At 46.4% G+C, this 18,876-nt stretch carries 22 protein-coding genes; 7 read left to right on the plus strand and 15 right to left on the minus strand.

The features are described 5' to 3' along the window. The first annotated feature begins 169 nt into the window (after positions 1-169). Together J7623_RS29740 and J7623_RS29745 are read left to right on the plus strand one after the other, a co-directional pair. The gene (locus J7623_RS29740; RefSeq protein WP_291928333.1) at positions 170-883 is read left to right on the plus strand and encodes a 2OG-Fe(II) oxygenase; all 714 of its coding nucleotides are present in this window, start codon (positions 170-172) and stop codon (positions 881-883) included. A 13-nt stretch (positions 884-896) separates the two neighbouring features. Continuing rightward, positions 897-1,136 (plus strand): Ada metal-binding domain-containing protein, encoded by a 240-nt coding sequence (locus tag J7623_RS29745; protein WP_291928336.1) that lies wholly within the window; start codon positions 897-899, stop codon positions 1,134-1,136. A 2-nt stretch (positions 1,137-1,138) separates the two neighbouring features. Here the strand turns inward: J7623_RS29745 and J7623_RS29750 are convergent, their stop codons facing one another. After that, complete coding sequence (locus J7623_RS29750) at positions 1,139-1,561, minus strand: secondary thiamine-phosphate synthase enzyme YjbQ (RefSeq protein ID WP_291928339.1); 423 nt, start codon at positions 1,559-1,561, stop codon at positions 1,139-1,141. 186 nt (positions 1,562-1,747) lie between these two features. Here J7623_RS29750 and J7623_RS29755 point away from each other — a divergent pair, with 186 nt between their 5' ends. Beyond that, positions 1,748-2,185 carry a response regulator gene (locus tag J7623_RS29755; protein ID WP_291928342.1) on the plus strand — a complete coding sequence of 146 codons (438 nt, stop codon included), beginning with the start codon at positions 1,748-1,750 and terminating at the stop codon, positions 2,183-2,185. Here J7623_RS29755 and J7623_RS29760 read toward each other — a convergent pair. Beyond that, positions 2,182-3,168, minus strand: a complete 987-nt coding sequence (locus J7623_RS29760) for a helix-turn-helix domain-containing protein (protein ID WP_291928344.1) — start codon at positions 3,166-3,168, stop codon at positions 2,182-2,184. The two genes, J7623_RS29755 and J7623_RS29760, sit on opposite strands and share 4 nt — an antisense overlap. Before the next feature lie 127 nt (positions 3,169-3,295). On the opposite strand from J7623_RS29760, the gene J7623_RS29765 reads away from it, so the two are divergent. Then, positions 3,296-3,703 carry a DoxX family protein gene (locus tag J7623_RS29765; protein ID WP_291928347.1) on the plus strand — a complete coding sequence of 136 codons (408 nt, stop codon included), beginning with the start codon at positions 3,296-3,298 and terminating at the stop codon, positions 3,701-3,703. 105 nt (positions 3,704-3,808) lie between these two features. Beyond that, positions 3,809-4,429, plus strand: coding sequence for a dihydrofolate reductase family protein (locus J7623_RS29770; RefSeq protein WP_291928350.1), 621 nt, complete (start codon positions 3,809-3,811; stop codon positions 4,427-4,429). 73 nt (positions 4,430-4,502) lie between these two features. Here the strand turns inward: J7623_RS29770 and J7623_RS29775 are convergent, their stop codons facing one another. The 5 genes from J7623_RS29775 to J7623_RS29795 all read right to left on the minus strand — a co-directional run bounded on the left by J7623_RS29775 (position 4,503) and on the right by J7623_RS29795 (position 8,212). Further along, positions 4,503-5,180 (minus strand): class I SAM-dependent methyltransferase, encoded by a 678-nt coding sequence (locus J7623_RS29775; protein WP_291928353.1) that lies wholly within the window; start codon positions 5,178-5,180, stop codon positions 4,503-4,505. A gap of 170 nt (positions 5,181-5,350) precedes the next feature. Next, a complete protein-coding gene (locus tag J7623_RS29780) occupies positions 5,351-5,740 on the minus strand; it encodes a hypothetical protein (RefSeq protein ID WP_291928355.1) in 390 nt (129 codons plus the stop codon). A gap of 323 nt (positions 5,741-6,063) precedes the next feature. Next, entirely contained in the window at positions 6,064-7,332 is a 1,269-nt protein-coding gene (locus tag J7623_RS29785; protein ID WP_291928359.1) for an MFS transporter, read from the minus strand. Between the two features lie 20 nt (positions 7,333-7,352). Continuing rightward, positions 7,353-7,577 carry a hypothetical protein gene (locus tag J7623_RS29790; protein WP_291928362.1) on the minus strand — a complete coding sequence of 75 codons (225 nt, stop codon included), beginning with the start codon at positions 7,575-7,577 and terminating at the stop codon, positions 7,353-7,355. Positions 7,578-7,621: 44 nt separating this feature from the next. Further along, on the minus strand, positions 7,622-8,212 hold the full coding sequence (locus tag J7623_RS29795; protein ID WP_291928364.1) for a TetR/AcrR family transcriptional regulator: 591 nt from the start codon (positions 8,210-8,212) through the stop codon (positions 7,622-7,624). Between the two features lie 167 nt (positions 8,213-8,379). Between J7623_RS29795 and J7623_RS29800 the strand changes: the two genes are divergently transcribed. Then, a complete protein-coding gene (locus J7623_RS29800; protein ID WP_291928367.1) occupies positions 8,380-9,057 on the plus strand; it encodes an SDR family NAD(P)-dependent oxidoreductase in 678 nt (225 codons plus the stop codon). 109 nt (positions 9,058-9,166) lie between these two features. Here the strand turns inward: J7623_RS29800 and J7623_RS29805 are convergent, their stop codons facing one another. The 3 genes from J7623_RS29805 to nudK form a co-directional block, all read right to left on the minus strand. After that, positions 9,167-9,943 (minus strand): SDR family oxidoreductase, encoded by a 777-nt coding sequence (locus J7623_RS29805; protein ID WP_291928370.1) that lies wholly within the window; start codon positions 9,941-9,943, stop codon positions 9,167-9,169. A 118-nt stretch (positions 9,944-10,061) separates the two neighbouring features. Continuing rightward, the gene (locus J7623_RS29810) at positions 10,062-10,835 is read right to left on the minus strand and encodes a helix-turn-helix transcriptional regulator (RefSeq protein WP_291928373.1); all 774 of its coding nucleotides are present in this window, start codon (positions 10,833-10,835) and stop codon (positions 10,062-10,064) included. Between the two features lie 66 nt (positions 10,836-10,901). Continuing rightward, positions 10,902-11,480 (minus strand): GDP-mannose pyrophosphatase NudK, encoded by a 579-nt coding sequence (nudK, locus tag J7623_RS29815; RefSeq protein ID WP_291928376.1) that lies wholly within the window; start codon positions 11,478-11,480, stop codon positions 10,902-10,904. 58 nt (positions 11,481-11,538) lie between these two features. Here nudK and J7623_RS29820 point away from each other — a divergent pair, with 58 nt between their 5' ends. Then, positions 11,539-12,285 carry a DeoR/GlpR family DNA-binding transcription regulator gene (locus tag J7623_RS29820; RefSeq protein WP_291928378.1) on the plus strand — a complete coding sequence of 249 codons (747 nt, stop codon included), beginning with the start codon at positions 11,539-11,541 and terminating at the stop codon, positions 12,283-12,285. Positions 12,286-12,301: 16 nt separating this feature from the next. Here J7623_RS29820 and J7623_RS29825 read toward each other — a convergent pair whose 3' ends face one another. The 5 genes from J7623_RS29825 to J7623_RS29845 form a co-directional block, all read right to left on the minus strand. Further along, positions 12,302-13,099: an alpha/beta fold hydrolase gene (locus J7623_RS29825; RefSeq protein ID WP_291928381.1), complete on the minus strand. Its 798-nt coding sequence runs from the start codon at positions 13,097-13,099 to the stop codon at positions 12,302-12,304. 25 nt (positions 13,100-13,124) lie between these two features. Then, positions 13,125-15,077, minus strand: coding sequence for a penicillin-binding protein 2 (gene mrdA / locus J7623_RS29830; protein ID WP_291928384.1), 1,953 nt, complete (start codon positions 15,075-15,077; stop codon positions 13,125-13,127). A 170-nt stretch (positions 15,078-15,247) separates the two neighbouring features. Further along, complete coding sequence (locus J7623_RS29835; RefSeq protein WP_291928388.1) at positions 15,248-16,153, minus strand: hypothetical protein; 906 nt, start codon at positions 16,151-16,153, stop codon at positions 15,248-15,250. A 60-nt stretch (positions 16,154-16,213) separates the two neighbouring features. Further along, positions 16,214-17,284 carry a glycoside hydrolase family 76 protein gene (locus J7623_RS29840; RefSeq protein ID WP_291928393.1) on the minus strand — a complete coding sequence of 357 codons (1,071 nt, stop codon included), beginning with the start codon at positions 17,282-17,284 and terminating at the stop codon, positions 16,214-16,216. Between the two features lie 129 nt (positions 17,285-17,413). Further along, on the minus strand, positions 17,414-18,862 hold the full coding sequence (locus tag J7623_RS29845; protein ID WP_291928396.1) for a SusD/RagB family nutrient-binding outer membrane lipoprotein: 1,449 nt from the start codon (positions 18,860-18,862) through the stop codon (positions 17,414-17,416). Positions 18,863-18,876 lie beyond the last annotated feature (14 nt).

The following is an 18,876-nucleotide window of genomic DNA, read 5'->3' on the forward strand; positions in this document are numbered from 1 at the left end:
TTGATCGGTTACAAGATTACATCTTTATACCATCCTACGGATAACCCACTGTAAAAAATACAACGTTTACCCCGAAAAATACCAACACGGCTTTTTACAACACCGCAAGATCCGGGTTTTCTATCGCGCAATGGGACGGTAATTTTACCCTTCATATAAATGATGACAGATGAACAATATACATCAACGACTACTGTCGCACAACTGGACCGATACTACGGAACAATTACTGGAACAAGGCTATGCCCTGGTGAAAGGCCTCCTCTCCAAAGCGGAATGTGAAGCCCTGATCAACGATTACAACGCAGATAATACTTACCGGAAAACCATTGTAATGGAACGCTACCGCTTCGGCAAAGGAGAATACAAATACTTCCAATATCCGCTACCACCAATGATTACAAACATACGGGAAACCGTATACCCCTTTATTGCACCGGTGGCGAATAAATGGATGGAGGTATTACAGATCGATAAAAAGTTTCCGGCTACGCATGCGGAATTGAAAAATTACTGCCATGAAAACGGGCAAACCAAACCTACTATCCTGATCCTGAAGTATGGCCCTGGCGGATTCAACACCCTGCACCAGGACCTGTATGGGGATATTTATTTCCCGATGCAGGTAGTGTTGTTTTTGAATGAACCGGGAGAAGATTACACCGGAGGAGAATTCGTACTCACCGAACAAATTCCCAGGGCACAGTCTAAAGCCAATGTACTCCAGCCCCGGCGGGGCGATCTGCTGATATTCACCACCAACTTCCGGCCGGTGAAAGGCAGCAAAGGTTATTACCGCGTAAATATGAAACATGGTGTAAGCCCTGTGCATAGCGGCAACCGCCATACCTTAGGCATCATCTTCCACGACGCGCAAAGCTGATAAAAGCAACATCATGGTGTATCATGAAAAAATATCGCGGATCCAACTGGGTAAACTGATTCACCAGGGAGCTATCAAACTGGGTGGTAACCAGTCGCTCAAAATATACGGTACCCTCTCCTGCGCCTCTGGCAAGCGTATGAAAACATCCAACCGTGTTTTCTTTGCCGATGAAGCAGAGGCGCAACAAAATGGGTACCGTCCCTGTGGACATTGTATGCGAACTGCCTACAAAAAATGGCTTGAAAAATAGGTTTATTCTCCCCAGGCGGTCAGCATCAATCTACGCGGGCCGCCATCATTGCGATGCTCACATAAATATACGCCCTGCCAGGTACCCAGCGCCAGGCGGCCATTCCGGATCGGGATCATCACGGAACTGCCCAGCAAACTTGCTTTCAGGTGAGCCGGCATATCATCTGGTCCCTCATCGTCATGCAAATAAGCAGGATCATTTTCCGGCACCGTTTTGCTGAAATACATTTCGAAATCCAATCGTACCGTAGGATCTGCATTTTCATTAATGGTCAATGCCGCCGATGTATGCTGGATAAATACCTGCAGCATCCCCGTTTTTATTTCCGCGAGCTGTGGAAAGGCCTGTACGAGTTCGGCCGTGATCAGGTGAAATCCTCTCTTTCGTTGATGCAGTTGTACCGGCTGCTGGTATATTTTCATACTGGATGATTTAATCGTTGTAAAACAAAGGCTTATGGCTGATATATAATACGTCAGCCCTCCTAACAAAGTCCACCGTACGCATTAGTAAATATTTAATTTGAATACTCTCACATTTTTGTTTATCTTCATATTTCCCACCGAGTGACCAATTGAATGGAAATCCATCATCTTTAAATTTTAACCATGAGAAAACCACAACAAATAATGATTATTGATGACGATGCGGATGACAGGAGTTTCTTCCAGGAAGCCATCCAGAACATTTCTCCCGTAATAGAAACACATATCTGCGATAGCGGTATCCAGGCCTTGGCTATGCTGGAGGAAAAGAGGATCCAGGCGCCGGATTTTATATTCCTCGACTTTAACATGCCACTAATGAATGGGAGGGAATGTTTGATTGAGCTGAAGAAGTTACTGCGGCACCAACTTACCAATATCGTCATCCTCAGCACTTCTGATATGAAGGAAGATATGGAAGATGCCTTGCGTTTAGGTGCAAAATTGTTCCTGACCAAGCCTAATACGTTCCAGGAATTATGCAATATGTTGAAAGGTGTATTGGAAGGCAGCTGGCAGAAGTTATTCTCCCATCCTGCAAACCCGGATACACAGGCTTAATTTGCTTTCATCGCACTTTTATTATACTTATTCCTGTACTCCAGTGGTGATAACCCGGTAGTCTTTTTAAAAATAGTTCTAAAAGCTTTGGTATCTGAATAACCCACTTCCCACATCACTTCATTAATATTTTTGCGACTGCTTTCAAAACCTTTTTTCGCCACTTCTACCTTCACCCGTTGAATATATTCTGATACTGTGTTGCTGGTTGCTTTTTTAAATCTTCTTTCCAGGCTGCGGCGCCCTACGGCAAACATCGTCGACAACTGCTCAACGGTGATCTTTTCCATGAAATTTTGTTCGATGAATTCCTGGGCCTGTTTCACGGATTCATCCTGGTGTTCCCGTTGTCCTTTGAAGATAGTAAAAGCTGCCTGGCTATCGCGGTCTATTTCTATTTCAAAATATTTAGACGCCAGGATGGCCATATCGCGATCCGTATATTTTTCTATCAGGTAGATCAGCAGGTTCCAGAAGGAATTGGCGCCACCGCTGGTATAAATACCATGTTCATCGGTGATAATCTTTTCAGATACCAACTCCACATCCGGGAACATCTCCCTGAAGTCTGCCGCCGCCAGCCAGTGTGTAGAACAACGCCGGCCTTGCAATAAGCCGGTAGCCGCCAGTAAAAAGGCGCCTACACATAAGCTGGCCACTTCGGCACCCGCTTTATGCTGCTGCACAATCCATGGATAAAAGTCCTGGTTGTCGCTGATAGCTACCTCCCGCTCCCCATTCACCGCAGGGATAATGATCAGGTCTGCTTTATGCGGTTCCGTGATCAGCACATCCGGTGTTACCCGAAAAAGCCGGTCATATACCTGCGCTTCTTTGGTTGCTCCCACTAGCTTCACATTAAACAGGGCCGGCCTTCCCAGGCTTTCCAGGAAATCATTCGCCTTATTAAAGGCAACAAAAGACCCTTCAATACAACTGAGCGCCACAGCGCCTTTTGGAACGAGAATAGATATCTGCTTCATACGTCAAATCTAAGATAAAAGAATGTCGGAATCAACCCTTTTTAAGTCGTGCCAACACCCATCATGATTTTAACCGTCGACTTACTTTTGACACGCAGCCTTAATCACCTTAAACTGTTATAAAAATATGAAAAAGACAAAAATCATTTACTGGACTGTTACCGGTATTTTATCTGCCCTGATCCTGCTGGGCGCCATCCCTGATCTGCTCAGCGTACCAGAAGCACAAACCATGTTTAAACACCTGGGATATCCTATGTACCTGCTGCCTTTCCTGGGGCTGGCTAAAATACTGGGGATCATTGCTATCCTGGTACCTCGTTTTCCACGACTCAAGGAATGGGCTTATGCGGGTCTTTTCTTTGACCTCGCCGGTGCCATGTATTCCGGCTATGCCGCAGGTGATCCTGCTTCCCAGTGGGCTCCCATCCTGGTAGGATTCGTCCTGATTTTCATTTCTTATAGCTACTATCACAAGTTAGCAGCCGCGAAAGAAAAAAGCAATGGTCAATTTTCAACAGCAGTTAGCCGTTAGCTTTTAGCTTTTAGCTAACGGCTACTAAACTAAAGCGGATATTTGAACTATAGATATTTAGCTACTAACAGCTAACGGCTAATTCATCACCACAACCCTGCAATTATGAGCAAAATTTTCTTTGACAGCGGCATATCCCTGGATGGCTTTTTTGCCGGCGATCACAGAAGTCCGGCCAACCCTATCGGCGACAATGGTCCTATCATTCACAACTGGATGTATAAACAAAAAGCTTTCTGGAAAAATATCAACATGGAAGGCGGTGAAGAATATGGCAACGACAGCCAATTAATAGACGACGTATTTGCCAGAACCGGTGCCTACATCATGGGCAAACGAATGTTTGACGAAGGGGAAGTTCACTGGAAAGAAGATCTATACAAAGCGGACGTGTATGTGCTCACCCACGAAAAGCGGGAGCCCTGGGTGCAAAAAGGCACTACCACTTTCTATTTCATTAACGACGGCATACACAGCGCATTGGAAAAAGCCCGGCAATCTGCCAAAGGAAAAGATATCCGGATACAAGGCGGTGCGAATATTATTCAACAGTTTCTCAAAGCCGGGCTGATAGACGAATGTTTCATTCATATTGCCCCGCTTTTCCTGGGAAGTGGTATCCGCCTGTTTGAAGGCATGGACAACAAACAATATGATATCCGGATTGCAGAAGTAATACCCTCAGAACTGACCACACATATCAGGTATACATTCACAAAGAAATAACTATTGTGTTGGGGAACGTGTGAACTTTAGCGGTGCCAAACACCGGCAGGTTTTCACCTTCCCCACCGTGTTATTACCTATTATCGTAGTGGGAATTAACAGCCCCCTGCCCGGTATAGTTGGGCCCTGCCTGATCATCAGCGCCAAGATAAGTAAGCCCTGCTTTGAAGTTCCGCGGCCCCTTACAGGTAAGAAGATGGGTGCGGGCATTATAAGCTAATCCCTGCGTAGTAAATAGTTGTTTCAATGATACCGGAGCAGGTATGGATATATTTTTTATATCGAGATGTGCAATGAAATATCCATTCGGTGTAAGCGCTTTACAAGCCATGGCAATTACCTGCAGCTTATCTCCCAGGTAATGTAAACCATGAGAACAGGTAATCAGATCATAAGATCGGTCTGGTTGCCAGCCAACTACAGAAGTCACCTCAAAGCTAATGCCCGGGGTGTTTTCCATCATCGGCGGAAAAGTATCCAGTAAGTCAATCCCTTTTAAATATACTTGTTGCTGCAGTCCTTTTTGCGCCAACACATCATAGGTTTGCGCTAATGCAAGCCCGCTCCCACAGCATAAATCCAGCCAGCTGGCGAAGCCGTTTTCCTGCACTATCTCTTCCAGGAAGCGTGCTGGTACTAATTTAAATTCTCTTTCATAGCTGTTAATACCGCTGGCGTTGCGGTCGCGGTTCATGCTGCAGTTAGCCACCACGGCTGACCATACGAGGTCTTTTTCTGAGAGTAATAACATACGATAACAAGATACATATTAGCCGTGTAAACGATTTTTGTTCTTCTCCCGAAAAAAACAATCCATAAAAACAGGCTAACCGGCATATCAACCGGTTAGCCTGCACTTTTTTTGCCTTACAGAAATTTACGTCTCCGTATAGCCTTCACTGTTACTATTCCAAAATTACATCAATCATGGCCGGTAATTGTACATTGACTGCTACTTCCATCCCAGCGGAAATAGTAGTTAACGCCTGCAATTGTCATCGTGTAATTAGTGTTGGCGGCAATAGTGACGCCCGGCATTAACAGGTAGGCCACTGAACTCGGGTTCACCATATACGTGGTGCCCTGGAATACTACCGGAATCGGGCCAATTCCCGGATAACTGGTGCCTGGCCAGTTAAGCGATAACATGGGCATGCTGGGAAAATAGCCAATGATCCAGTTAACGTCTCTCGGAAAAGACAACGGCTTCACTGCTTTGCTGATAGCTTTTTCTTTCACTGGGGGCTTTACATTCACCGGGGCTTTTACGTTCAAACTAAACAAGGTGGCAGCTGTGATAAGTAGTTTCATAGTGTGACAATTTTTGTTTGGTTATTAATCGTTGTGAATAATTATTGAGACGAGTTATCGGACAAGGTCCGCTAAATATATTGGGAGGAATTACTTCATAAAATAGGATTTGGGTTACTTAAACTTATAGAAATAAGTTCAACAATAAAAGGCTGCGGTAAATCTTGCGCAAACGTTTGTGTGATGGTAAAACGTTTGCAATCCTTATTTAGTATCAGTTTCAGGTAAGATAGTATCAATTTTCGTATATACGCTTTGCGTGGTTTACAAACAAGGAATGAAGTGAGGCTGTCAGCAGCAGGAAGCGACAACCTCACCTGTTCTTAAGCTTTCGTAGCTACAGGCATGGTTGTAACGCCTGTCCCACGTGCCATCTTGTTTTTCACCAGTACGCTTACACGATATACCAGGAAAATACAAGGAATTGTAAGCGCAATCACTACCCATCCCAACATATCATAATTGACCAGCGGGCTAAACTTATCTTTCTGCGATACAATCATACCGGCAATGACTGCTGCAATGCCACCTGCAATTTGCTGCAGGGAGGAATTCACGCTCATGAAAGCACCCCGGTCTGCCAGCTCAGGAATACCAGTGGTGAGGGCCGTAAACGGAATCATTCGTCCCATGATACCCACCATCATCAATACGTTGAAGCTGATAATGATCCACAGCGGCTGCGGCGATAAATGCGTATAAACAGCCACAATCACCATCATGTATACTGCCGCCGCTGTAAACAACTTAAACTTATCTATCTTATCACTGGCCCTGCCCAATAATGGCATAAGAACCAGGCTGCCAATGCCGGCTACCATAAATAACAGCGGTAGTTGTTCAGGCGTAACATGCAGATTATTGATGGCAAAAGCGCTGCCGAAAGGCATCATCATAAAGCCGCCGATCGACATCAGTGCAGTAGCGGTAAAGCCTATACGATATTGTTTGTTCTTTACGGTGTGCAACAGATGTTTGAAAGCGCTCTTATCCCGCTGTACCGCCAGGTGTGCCACAATAGGTTCCAGGCGGGCGCTGATCACCAGCATCACCAATACCGCGATGCCTGCAATCATAAAGAAAGGTGCCTCCCAGCCCCAGGTGTTGGCCAGCAATAAGCCAATAGGAATCCCCAGTACCTGGCTGGCGCCAAAAGCCATTTGTACAAAGCCCATTACCCGGCCGCGTTGCGACAAAGGAAACAGGTCTGTAATAATAGCCATGGAAATAGAACCCATAACGCCACCAAATAAGCCGGTGATGATACGCGCCGCCATCATGGTATAATAAGTGTTGGCTAAACCACAGCAAAATGTACCCAGGATAAAGCCGCCATAAAAAAATAACAGCAATTTTTTTCGGTCGAACCGATCCGCAAAACCTGCCGTGAGCAAGCCGGATATACCAGCGCTGAAGGCATAAGCAGATACAATTAAACCAAATTGATTAGGCTTGATATTCATCGATTTCATAAGCATATCACCAAGTGGCGACATCACCATAAAATCCAATACAACCGTAAACTGTGTGAAGGCCAATAGGGCAATCACCAGTTTCTGGTGAGTAGAAAAGGCAGGTGCTTGTTGTTTCATATAAAGGATATTAATAGATATTAGTCTTCCAATTCCACGCAGTCATAAGCGCAGGCATTTACCAGGGCAATGATACGGTCCGTTACCGGGGCTATAGCCACTACCCGCAATACACGATCCACGTCTTCCAGGTCTATAGTCCATTTTCCAATAGTGGGTTCCAAATCCAGTACCTGCGCCACTTTACGGCGATCTTCCGGGTTATTGATATTTGTTTTAAAAATGAGAATGTAAGCGGTAGACATATTTATAAGCAAGCGTTCATTTATGAATTGAAGCAAAAAAAAAGCTATTTCGTCAGTCCCTTCAATACGCAGTCGAATGTTTCTTTCATTATTTTCTCGGAGAACTTAAACTTGCGGCCACCCAAACTTTTGCCTTCGTTATGAAACCGGATCAGGGAATACAACGGAGCAAACGCTACGGACCAATATACTTCCAGGGGCATCCTCTCTATTTCACCGCGTTCAATGGCATTTTCCACAAAATTGCCCATATTCTTCCTGAACTCGTCGTTGATGGTTTCCAGCATTTTGTCCTTATACGTAGAGTTGCGAAGCTGTTCAAAAAATTCAGCCGACTTATGATTATCCAATGAAAATGCAGCGCGGTTTTGCCACTGCACCCACAACCCTTCTTTAAACGACATATTAGGATCAAATCCTTTCAAGGTAGCACGGGTCATCTTCACACCTTCTTCTATACTGATGCTGGTGAGCAGGTCTTCCTTATCCTTATAATAGATATAGATGGTAGCCGGAGACACCCCCGCCGCTTTTGCGAGGCGGTTGATCCCGAAGTTTTCCAGCCCGTCGCTGGCTACCATATCAATGGCAGCTTCCCGAATAGCTAATACTTTATTTTCATCTCTATATCTCATGCGCCACAAAGATAACTGAGCATTTGCTCATTTAAAAATATTTTGCGCCTTTTTTTTAAAAAATTCTGTTGGGTAAGTACAACATCGTATACCATAATATCCGTATAACTACCGACAAACCACCCGCCTCCATGCCCTAGTTTTGGGGCACTTCCAACACATTATTTATGATGTCATCACCACCACTAACCGCCGTTGTAACCGGCGGCAGCAGCGGAATCGGATTTGCACTCACGCAAAAATTACTCAGCGAAGGGTATCATGTATTTGCCACCTCCAGATCAGGAGATATCCCAGGCATTGCGCATCCTGCTTTAACCGTTATTCCGCTGGACATTACCGATTCATCGATGGTACAGGCTGCCGTTGCTGCCATCGCCGCCTCCGGCAGAGGAATAGACCTGCTGGTGAATAACGCCGGCGCCGCACCGGATGTATACGACCTGGAACCAAAGCCGGACACCTTTACGCAAACCTTTGCCACCAACGTAACAGGGCTGGTGTTCTTTACTGAAACATTACTGCCGCATCTCCACCAGGGAGCGCAGATAGTGATGATGTCATCCGCCATGGGCCTGATTAAAAACGCGGGTATCAATGGTCCCGCCTACCGGATGTCGAAAGCAGCAGTGAATATGTACGCCGTGATGTTGGCGAAACGTTTGTCAGAAAAGCAGATCCGGGTAACACCGATGCACCCCGGCTGGGTGAAAACAAAACTGGGAGGTATGAATGCCTCCCTTACTCCCCGCGAATCTGCGGAAGTTATTTACGCCGGGATCCGCAACAATAGTGCTACCGGTCAGTTCTGGAATACGGATATCAACGGCGTAGAAATGTTTTAACTAACGGAGCAGGCTACACGTACAGGAGTGCAGTCTGCCGTTATTTTTTTAGGGAGATGGATACCGCAGCAGTATCCCTTCTCCCTAAATTATTTCCCTACCTCATTAATTAATGTAATGCTTCAGGCGACGTGAGTTGCTGCGATAACCCACCATCTACTGTCATTTCTTCGCCGGTAGTAAAAGTGGCGTCAAACGCCAGGAATAACACGGCTTTTGCCACCTCTTCCGGTTTTCCATTTCGCTTCAGCGGCGTGATCTGCTCCCCTGTTTTTTCAAACTCCAGCAAGGTTTCTTTTGATACGCCTGTTACGCCCATCGTTGGCGTTTGTATGAACCCCGGACTCACCGCATTTACGCGGATACCACGTGGCAACAATTCCGCGGCAAATCCTTTTACAAAGGCAGCCAGGGCCGCCTTGGCGCCGGCATATACGGTCATGCCCGGATAGCCAGTTTGATTCGCAATAGACGTAGTAAACACAATAGCGCCATGATCTTTTATCAACGGCGCCAACTGCTGCACAGTAAAGAATGCACCTTTGGTGTTGATGTCGAACGTTTTATTGTAAGACGCCTCCGTAACCTGGCTATAGGGCTCCAGCACGGAGTACCCCGCGTTAACAAAAAGAAAGTCAATTTGCCCAAACGCTGCTGTTACAATACCAACCAACGAGTGAATATCTTCCAGGCTGGCAGTGTCAGATTGTACTACCTGCACGTTAGGGCCCAATGCAAGGCGCGCGGCTGCTATATTTCCGGGATTGTTACCGGTGAGCAATACTTCTGCACCACCCGCTATCAACATCTTTACAGTGGCCAAACCCATGCCATGGGTGCCACCTGTTACTACTGCTTTTTTTCCTGTATACGGTGTTGTTGACATATTTTTTGTTTTGATGAACAATACCGCAAAGGGACGTAGATTCAGGGAGGAGAACAATAACGGCAAGAATGTTCCGGTAGGGAAAATTTTATCCGGATAGCGGAGTTCAACACGATAACTACCACCAGTTAGTGTGCTGGAAAAAGACCTGTGGAGTTTGCCCGGTAAATGCTTTAAAATCTTTGATGAAATGCGCCTGATCAAAATAACCGGCTTTATGCGCCGCATCTGTGAGGCTTTCCGTGCCGTCGAAATGATCAATCAACTGCCTTAAGCGCACGATCGCGGCAAACTGCTTAGGAGTGCATCCAATGTGGCGACGGAAACGTTTTTCAAAAGCATCCTGGCTGATGAATAATTCGGCGGCCAGTTGCTTCATTTTTATATTGCCCTGGTTGTTTTTAATTTGTGCAACGGCATGACGCACCAGCATATCCGGTGTTTGCATACTCAATACAGATAACAGGAATGTTTCTACCACTGCAATCCTTTGCGCGTGACTCCCCGCTTCCGCCAACTGTTCCTCTACTTCCCTGATCTGTTGTAAACGGATTAAGTCCTCCAGCGGTTGCTGGGCTTCAAACAATTCATGCAGGGGCGTTTTAAAAAAAGCAGCAGCCCCACCTTCTTCAAACAACACCAGCAGGTTACCGGTGTCCCGTGCATATTTCCATTGCCGCACCGATTTACGCATTCCCGATAAACCAGCACCCGGTAAGGTATCGGTAAGAGTTGGCGTAACGCGTGCCACACTTCCGCTGAACCGGAAACTCATCACAACAGACGTATCCGGCAAAGTGCTGTTCTCCACTCCGTCGCTACTTTCTATAATCAGGAAAGCTTTCACGAAAGGCTTCAATGCAGCAATGGGAAGATGACGTTCCATTTTCATATAGCACACGTTTGCATGTATGAAGGTACGCAATTATTGCTGCACAACCTTTGCCGCCGGCTTCGTTTAGCCGCAAAGGTTATTTAGCGCCGCATATTGTAACAGCATGATCGTTTTCCCGTCTTTGATCTCCCCGGTACGGATCATGTCCATCGCCGCAGTAAAGGGTATCTCCAGCACCTCAATATTTTCCTGCTCTTCTTCCAGCCCGCCGCCAGCATGCACCTGCTGCTCTTTGGAATACGCGGCCACAAAGAAATGCAGGATCTCCGTTACAGAGCCGGGCGACATATACGATTCAAATACTTTACGCACATCGGTGATGTTATACCCTGTTTCTTCCATTGTTTCGCGGCGTATGCAGGCTTCGGGATTGTCTTCATCCAGCAGGCCGGCGCAACATTCTATGAGCATGCCGGTAGGGTTGCCATTGATATAAGTGGGCATACGAAACTGCCGGGTGAGTATCACCGTCTTATTTTCTTTATGATAAAGCAGGATGGTAGCCCCGTTGCCTCTATCGTATGCTTCGCGCTCCTGCCGTACCACTGCCCCATCCGGTCCTTTCATTTCATAAATCACCTTCTTGAGGGTATACCAGTTATCTGACAAAATCACCGTGTCGAGGATATTTATCTCTTTCATATTAATTTGATCGTTTATGATCGTTTTTGATTATTTTTGATCAAGTTAAAGTATTCCAATGAATTTCCAATTACGTAAGCAAAAAATTCTGGCGCAGCTGGCAGAAAAAGGAGAAGTAGATACCAAAGCGCTCGCGCTGGCGCTGGACACCTCGGAAATCACCATCCGCCGCGATCTGAACCTCCTCTCTGATCAGGGGCTGGTGTATCGTACACACGGCGGCGCCATCCCGGCGGAAGCACCGGAAATGCCGCATCGCTTCATTCACAAAGCCGCCTCCAACCTCGCCGCTAAAGATAAAATAGCCGCCAAAGCCGCCAGCTATATCGAGGATGGAGATATCATTTTCATGGACTGCGGCAGCACCGTTTTCCGCTTATGCCAGTTCATTAAAAACAAACGCATTAAAGTCATCACCAACTCCATGCCCGTGATCAGCGAACTGCAAAACAGCCAGGTGTCGCTCAACATCGTTGGTGGCGAATATGATGCAGCCCGGCAAGCCATCCACGGCACCCTGGCCATAGAACATATCCGCAGATACCATGCTGGCAAGGCATTTATCGGGGTAGACGGACTATCCGCACAGGGCCTGTTTGCACATAGTGAAATGGAAGCCGCCATCGCACTGGCACTCGCCGCACAAAGCACACAAACTTATCTGCTATGTGATGCCGCCAAAATAGATAAACCGTCTTACCTGCAATTTGCGCCAATAGACATGGTACAGGCTATTGTTACTAATGCGGATCCGGCACAGTTGAAGTATGCAAAGAAAAAAGGGGTGAAAATAATTGGGGTTTGATTGGTAGTAAAATCAACTACTTCAATACTCCCGGCAAAGCCGCCTGGTAATCCGGGTTATCCGTCATGCCGTTATGTGTACCTCCATGTAAAGTAATCAGCGTATCTCCCGGTTTCAGGAATGGTTTCAGCTTTACAGCAGAAGACTCATAATAAATCACCTCGTCCTGATCACCGTGGAAGATAGTAATAGGCGCTGTAATGGTCTGTATGTATAGATAAGTAGGCAATTTATAACGCAATAAAAAAGAGGGCAGAAAAGCATATTGATGTGCTGCCATATCCGTCATGCTATAATAAGGCGCCTGCAAAATAAGCTGCCGCGGGTGATTCACAGCCGCCAGTTGCGCTGCTATACCCGTGCCAATAGAATAACCAAGTATGGTGATGCGGTTTTCCGGATACCGGCGCTTCAGTTGGTCATATACCGCCTGTACATCTGCATATAACTGCCTTTCACTGGTTATATGTCCTTCGCTTTTGCCATAGCCGCGATAGTCCAACATAAATACATCATATCCCAAACGGGTATACGTAGCAGCTACCTCTCCCCAGGTGTTGAGTGCGCCGGCATTACCATGAAGATAAAAAACCAGTCCTTTAGCACTATCTCCCGTAAACAATAACCCATTCAACCGGGTACCATCTTTCATAAGAACGGGTAGCTCCTCAAAAGGAACCTGGAAATGAAAGGAATGATCAGCAGGTAACTTTTCCGGGAAGAACAGTAAGCGCTCCTGGATAAAGTATACCAGGATACATACACCGATGTATAATAGCAATAATATGCCCGCTATCCTCCAGAGAATCTTCATCTTAGTAATATACAAACAAAATGGCTCAATGAAAATAGTGCTTCAGCACCTGGTCGGCGGTTAACGCACCGGTAGTCATATTCAGGGAATCTATTTTCGATAGCTGCTGTTTCGCCAGCGAGATAGTACTGCTTTCCAGCATACGTTTCATGATAGGCTGCTTTGAGGCAGGCAATGTATCACGCAGGTATTTTTCCATCATCAGGTTGGCAATAGGTACTGCAAAAGCAGCTCCCATACCGGCATTCTCTACAATTACGGCAATGGCTATACGCGGATGTTCACGCGGCGCAAACGCCACAAACACAGAATGGTCTTTGAGATCCACTACTTTACCATCTACGATGCCCCGGTTTTGTGCAGTACCTGTTTTACCACATACGTCAATACCTTCCATATGTGCACCACGGCCCGTACCATGTTCTATCACGTCTTCCATGCCATAAATCACGGCGCTGTAAGCGGTATCAGATACATTGCCTACGGCATGCTTTTCTTTGAATTTCTTTAGCAGGTCGGAATTATCCTGGTCTATCGACTGCACCAGGTGCGGCAGATAATAAAAGCCACGGTTGGCGATCAAACACATGGCGTTAGCCATTTGCAGCGGGGTGACCGCTACCTGCCCCTGTCCCATCCCGACGTATAATTCAGAACAGGAACTCCAGTTGCCATGATACAACCGGTTCAGCACTGCCGTATCTGCTACAATACCGGGGTTCTCTCCGGGGATATCGATACCCAGTTTATGCCCCAGTCCAAACTTCGACATATACTCTTTCCATTTGGTATGCCCGTTTTTTACGCCGCCCCATTTACCGGCATCTACTTCCAGCCGGTACAGGTGCATAAAATAAGAGTTGCAGGAATGCGCCATGGCAATACGCAGGTTGGCCGCGTGACCGCCTTCTGCGTGCATACAACCCACTCTGTGGCCGCAGGCGTAATAGCCGCCGGTGCAGGGATATCCAAATGCCGGTGTAATCAATCCTTCATCCAGTGCTACAATGGCCGTTAATGGTTTCATGGAAGATCCCGGCTGATAAGTGGCTTGTATGCCCCGGTTCAGGAACGGTTCTGTAGGATCGGAAAATAACTTACTTACATTGCGGGTGCGCGAACTTCCGGTCAACAGGTTAGGATCAAAAACAGGGCCGCTTACCATCGCCAGAATACCACCAGTTTGCGGATCTATGGCTACAATGCTGCCTATCTTATTGCGCATCAGTTGCTCACCTAATACCTGCAGTTCAATGTCGAGCGACAAACGCAGGTTTTTCCCGGCAATAGCAGCCGTATCATACGCCCCATTCTCCAGGGAGCCTTGAGGACGGTTCAGGTTATCTTTGACGATGTATTGCGTACCCCGCTGCCCCATTAACACCGATTCGTAAGTTTTCTCCAACCCGGTAAGGCCAATATAATCACCCGACTGGTAATCACTGTAATGCGACAGCTTCAGCATCGCTGGTGAGATTTCACCGATATAACCTAATATATTGGCAGCTGCTTTATAGGGATAGGAACGTATAGGCCGTTGTACCAGCTCAAAGCCGGACTGAAACAGGTACATACTTTCCTGTAAACGGCTGTAAGTGGCAGCTGATAACAACCCCGCGAAAACAGAGGGACGCACCCGTCCATTCTTCTTAACGGCATCGGCTATACGCGATTTAAATTCATCGATATCTATTTGCAGAATATTACAGAGATAAGCGGTATCTATCTTCTTAACAGCTGCCGGCGTTACTACCAGGTCATACAAAATATCATTACTCAGGATACTCCGGTTTTGCCGGTCGAAAATAATCCCCCTGCTGGGATATACAATTTTTCGGGTCACCGCGTTGGCATCTGCCAGGCGCACATATTTTTTTTCTACGACCTGTAAATAAAGTAAACGGGTAATCAATATCAGCGCTAATCCTGTGATAATGAATATCAGAACGCGTTTCCTGGGTTGATTGTAAGCGGACATGGTAAATAGTGACGGGCGTCTTTTAACATCACAAAGCTATTTTATATAAACAGCATTGTATGAAAAAATAGATGAACGGCCATTGCTAGTGATAAAGAGCAGAAAGCGGAAAGCAGAAAGCAAAAAGCTATTGACGCGAATGATTAAAGCGTATTAATATTTGATTCGCTTCAATAGCTTTTTGCTTTCTGCTTTCCGCTTTCTGCTCTTTTAAACGTTCCATTCACACCATCCCAGCTATAGTTAAAAGTGCTTTTCGTTTCTTTAAAAACAGGTTCTCCATTCTTATCCATCTTCTCTGTAGCCTCACCTTCCACCAGGTCCCAGCGGATGATATCCGGCTGCCCGTTTTTCTCTGCGGGGAACGTAAACGATTCATCGTGATAGTAAGCGCCTGCATCCCCTACACTCATCCGCGCAGGCAAGGGCACCAGGCGGCTATCATTCAGCCAGGCAAAGTAAAAGTAGTTACTCTCAATACCACACGCTTCTCCGCCAAAAGTGAGCACCACAATGTTTTGTACATTGGATAAACCCAGGCCACTCATGATTTTCGCATCACCGAAATTTGCGCTTTCTCCATCAAATATTTTAAAGGAATTAACAGCTTTCAACTGGCCGGCCTGTACCACTTTCAGCTTTACCAAAAAGTACTTCATCACCATTTTCACACCATCATCTGCTACTACGGTGCTGTCCATACGACGATCAATGGCATAGATGAACTTCGTATCTCCCCGGCGCACCTGCCTAAAGGAAATAAGTCCCTGCCACAGGTAACCTTCTTTATCTACCCCGTCTTTTTTATACTTGACCTGTATCCAGGGGGCCGTAAGCCCTTTCAGGTTTAATAACTTATCCGTAATTTTTACTACCGTAATTTCCTCGCCGGTTAACAAGGTATCTATAGGCGCCTGCTTCGTATCAGTACTGATACGCACAAATGCGGTATCTGCAAAAATATAACGGGTATCATTTTCCGCCAGGCTCCAGGTACGTACATCGTCCTGGGCAAATGAGGTCACGGTGATGCAGGACAGGCAACAAACAAACAATACAGAAAAAAGCTTTCTCATGAGGTATCTCCAAATTTAGGCCGCAAAAATAAGGGTTTGCCGGCTGAAAAGGAAGATCCGTTATTTTTCAGGCGGACAAATCTGCATCAGGTAAACTGCGCTGCTGGCCTCGTACGACTGCAATACACCGGTTACACAAGGGATCGCATAATTGCGGAAGGTGAGATTCCGCTGTGGATCACGGTTATTCCAGGCCGTATTGATGTTTTGCCGTATCCAGGACAGGAACTGCGTTTGCTTCGCATCTGTAATCAACATCATCAGGTATTGCCCGAAAATCGCTTTTAATACCCCCTGTTCATTCCAGTCGCCCTCCGCTGGTAAGATCCCTTTGTAAGCACCCATATTTTGTTGTGTATAATTTGCGGCCAGGTTGGCCTGTTGCAGGTAGCTGGCTACACCAGTGACTTTATACAGCATTACTGCCGCCCCAATAAAAGTGCCCTGGTTATAAGTATAATCCGACCACCCTTTGCGGCCATTTACATAATTGTCTGCCACACGGCCGGTAGCGGTATCAAACAGGTGTTGCACGCCCCAGTGATACACCGCTTTTGCGCGCTGTAAATAACTGGTATCACGGGTGACCTGGTATAAATTCATGGCGGCGATCACGGTAGGGAAATTGATACAGGCGTTTTTACCACTGTGCCTGAAATCCCAGAACATCCCTCCTTCTACCGGATCATAAGCACCTTCCCATACCCGCTTAAATCCTGCTATTGCCAAAGGCAGGTACTCCTTATCGCCCATCAGCTGATGCGCCCGTGCCAATGATATCACCCACCACATGATATCATCATAAATAAACCATTCTTTGGTATTATTCCAGTTGTATTGATCGTAACGCCGGTAGCCACCTTCAAATATATCCCGGACTCTTTTCCGGTCGGCCGCGGCATGGGTACGTTGATATACATTCATCGCCATATCCCAGTAAATGGCCTGGGTCCAGATGGCCCCGATATTTTTCCGTTCCGTATTTGCGTAATAGAGTTGATCCGTTTCACTATAGAAATATTGGTTAAAGGCGGCATAAGCCTTAGCAGCGTCTTTCCGGGTAAAAGAAGATGGCGCGTTAAATGCGCACAACAAGAAGGCAGTAAGAAAAATACAGGTTATCTTTTTCATATGATCGGGTTAAAATAGCTTTTAGCTTTTAGCTTTTAGCCATTAGCTTTTAGTAAATGCAGCGAAGACCAATATATGGCAATTTTCGCTGCATTTACTAAAAGCTAAAAGCTAATGGCTAAAACCTATTTACTGCTTATCCCACCATACGCGGCTGCTCAGGTCATCCGGGCTGGCCATGCGCTGTACTGCTTCGTTATAATGTTGTTTATTCAGCAATGCTTCCCGGGAAGGATATCCATGACGACGGGGTATTTGTCCGTCGCGGGTTTGTGCATTGGCTGGTGGCAGCAATTTCGGGAAACCGGTTCTTCTCCATTCATGCCAGGCTTCCCAGCCATTGAGGAACAGGGCTACCCATTTCTGTGTACCAATTTGTTCCAGCGCCTTAGCCGGATTATATATTACATTGGGTGATGCAATGCAGGCGGCATAAGCAGCATCCGTGTATACACCAAACTGTTGCATGGAAGCTTTGATACCCGCCAGGTAATAACCTTCTACCTCTGCATCTCCACCGGCGATCCAGCCGAGTTTCACCGCTTCTGCAAGTGCAAACTGCACTTCCGCAGCGGTATAAAAGTACACCGGTGTTTCCGGCTTACGCATAGCAGCTCCCAGCAAGGACATAGAAGAGAAATTGGTGTTGATCACACCATAGGTTTGCCCGTGATACAGGCCATCACCGGCTTTGTCGGCAAACTTCGGTAAACGGGGATCATTGTTGGCCTGCAAATTATCAACCAGGGTACTGGATAACGCGTAAGGATTGTTATCTACCCGCCAACTGAATGACCAGTAGTTTTCATTGTTCTGATCTCCTGAGAGATAGTTGTACACTACGTTATCTTTATTATCCATGATCACCCCGTCGGTGAGTGCGGCATTAAACTCAGCTTTCCCTTTTACGGCATCTACCCTGGATAGACGTAAAGCCATCACCAAACGCATGGTGGCAGCAAATTTTTTCCATCTGTTTGGATCACCGCCAAACATAATATCGCCTTTTACATTTACGCCGCCATCAAACTGGGCAGCAGCTTCTTTTAGTTCTTTAAACAGGTCGTTGTAGATATCCTGCTGCTTATCATAAGCAGGGGTAAGATTATCGCTGCCCTTCAACGCATCTTTATAAGGCACATCGCCCCAGCGATCTGTCATATGCAGGAAGAAATAAGCCCTGATAATACGGGCTACGGCCAACTGGTTGGCATTGGAGCCAAAGGAAATGGCCTGCAGCTTCGTAGCGGGATCCTGGTTGGTTTTGATAACCACCTGCACATCGTTCAGCGGTCCCTGGTAGTAACCGAAGTCCCAGTTACCTTTTACGTATACGCCTTCCCGTTGGTAAGTCATTTCCGCCAGGTGTTGCGAGTACAATGGTGCCTCCCGGATAGGCGAGCCGCTGCTGCCTCCAATGGTAGCAGCCATATCGCGGATAATATTGGTAATCATATAACCGGTATAAGGCCGCTTCGGCATATTGGGATTGGTGTTAATATCCCCGAAGTCGCCCGGCTTACAGCCATATACGGCCAGTAGCAGTAAAAGTATATATGTAATAGATGAATGCTTCATAAGTCAATGTTTGA

The organism is Chitinophaga sp. (assembly GCF_017745275.1).
Lineage (GTDB): Bacteria > Bacteroidota > Bacteroidia > Chitinophagales > Chitinophagaceae > Chitinophaga.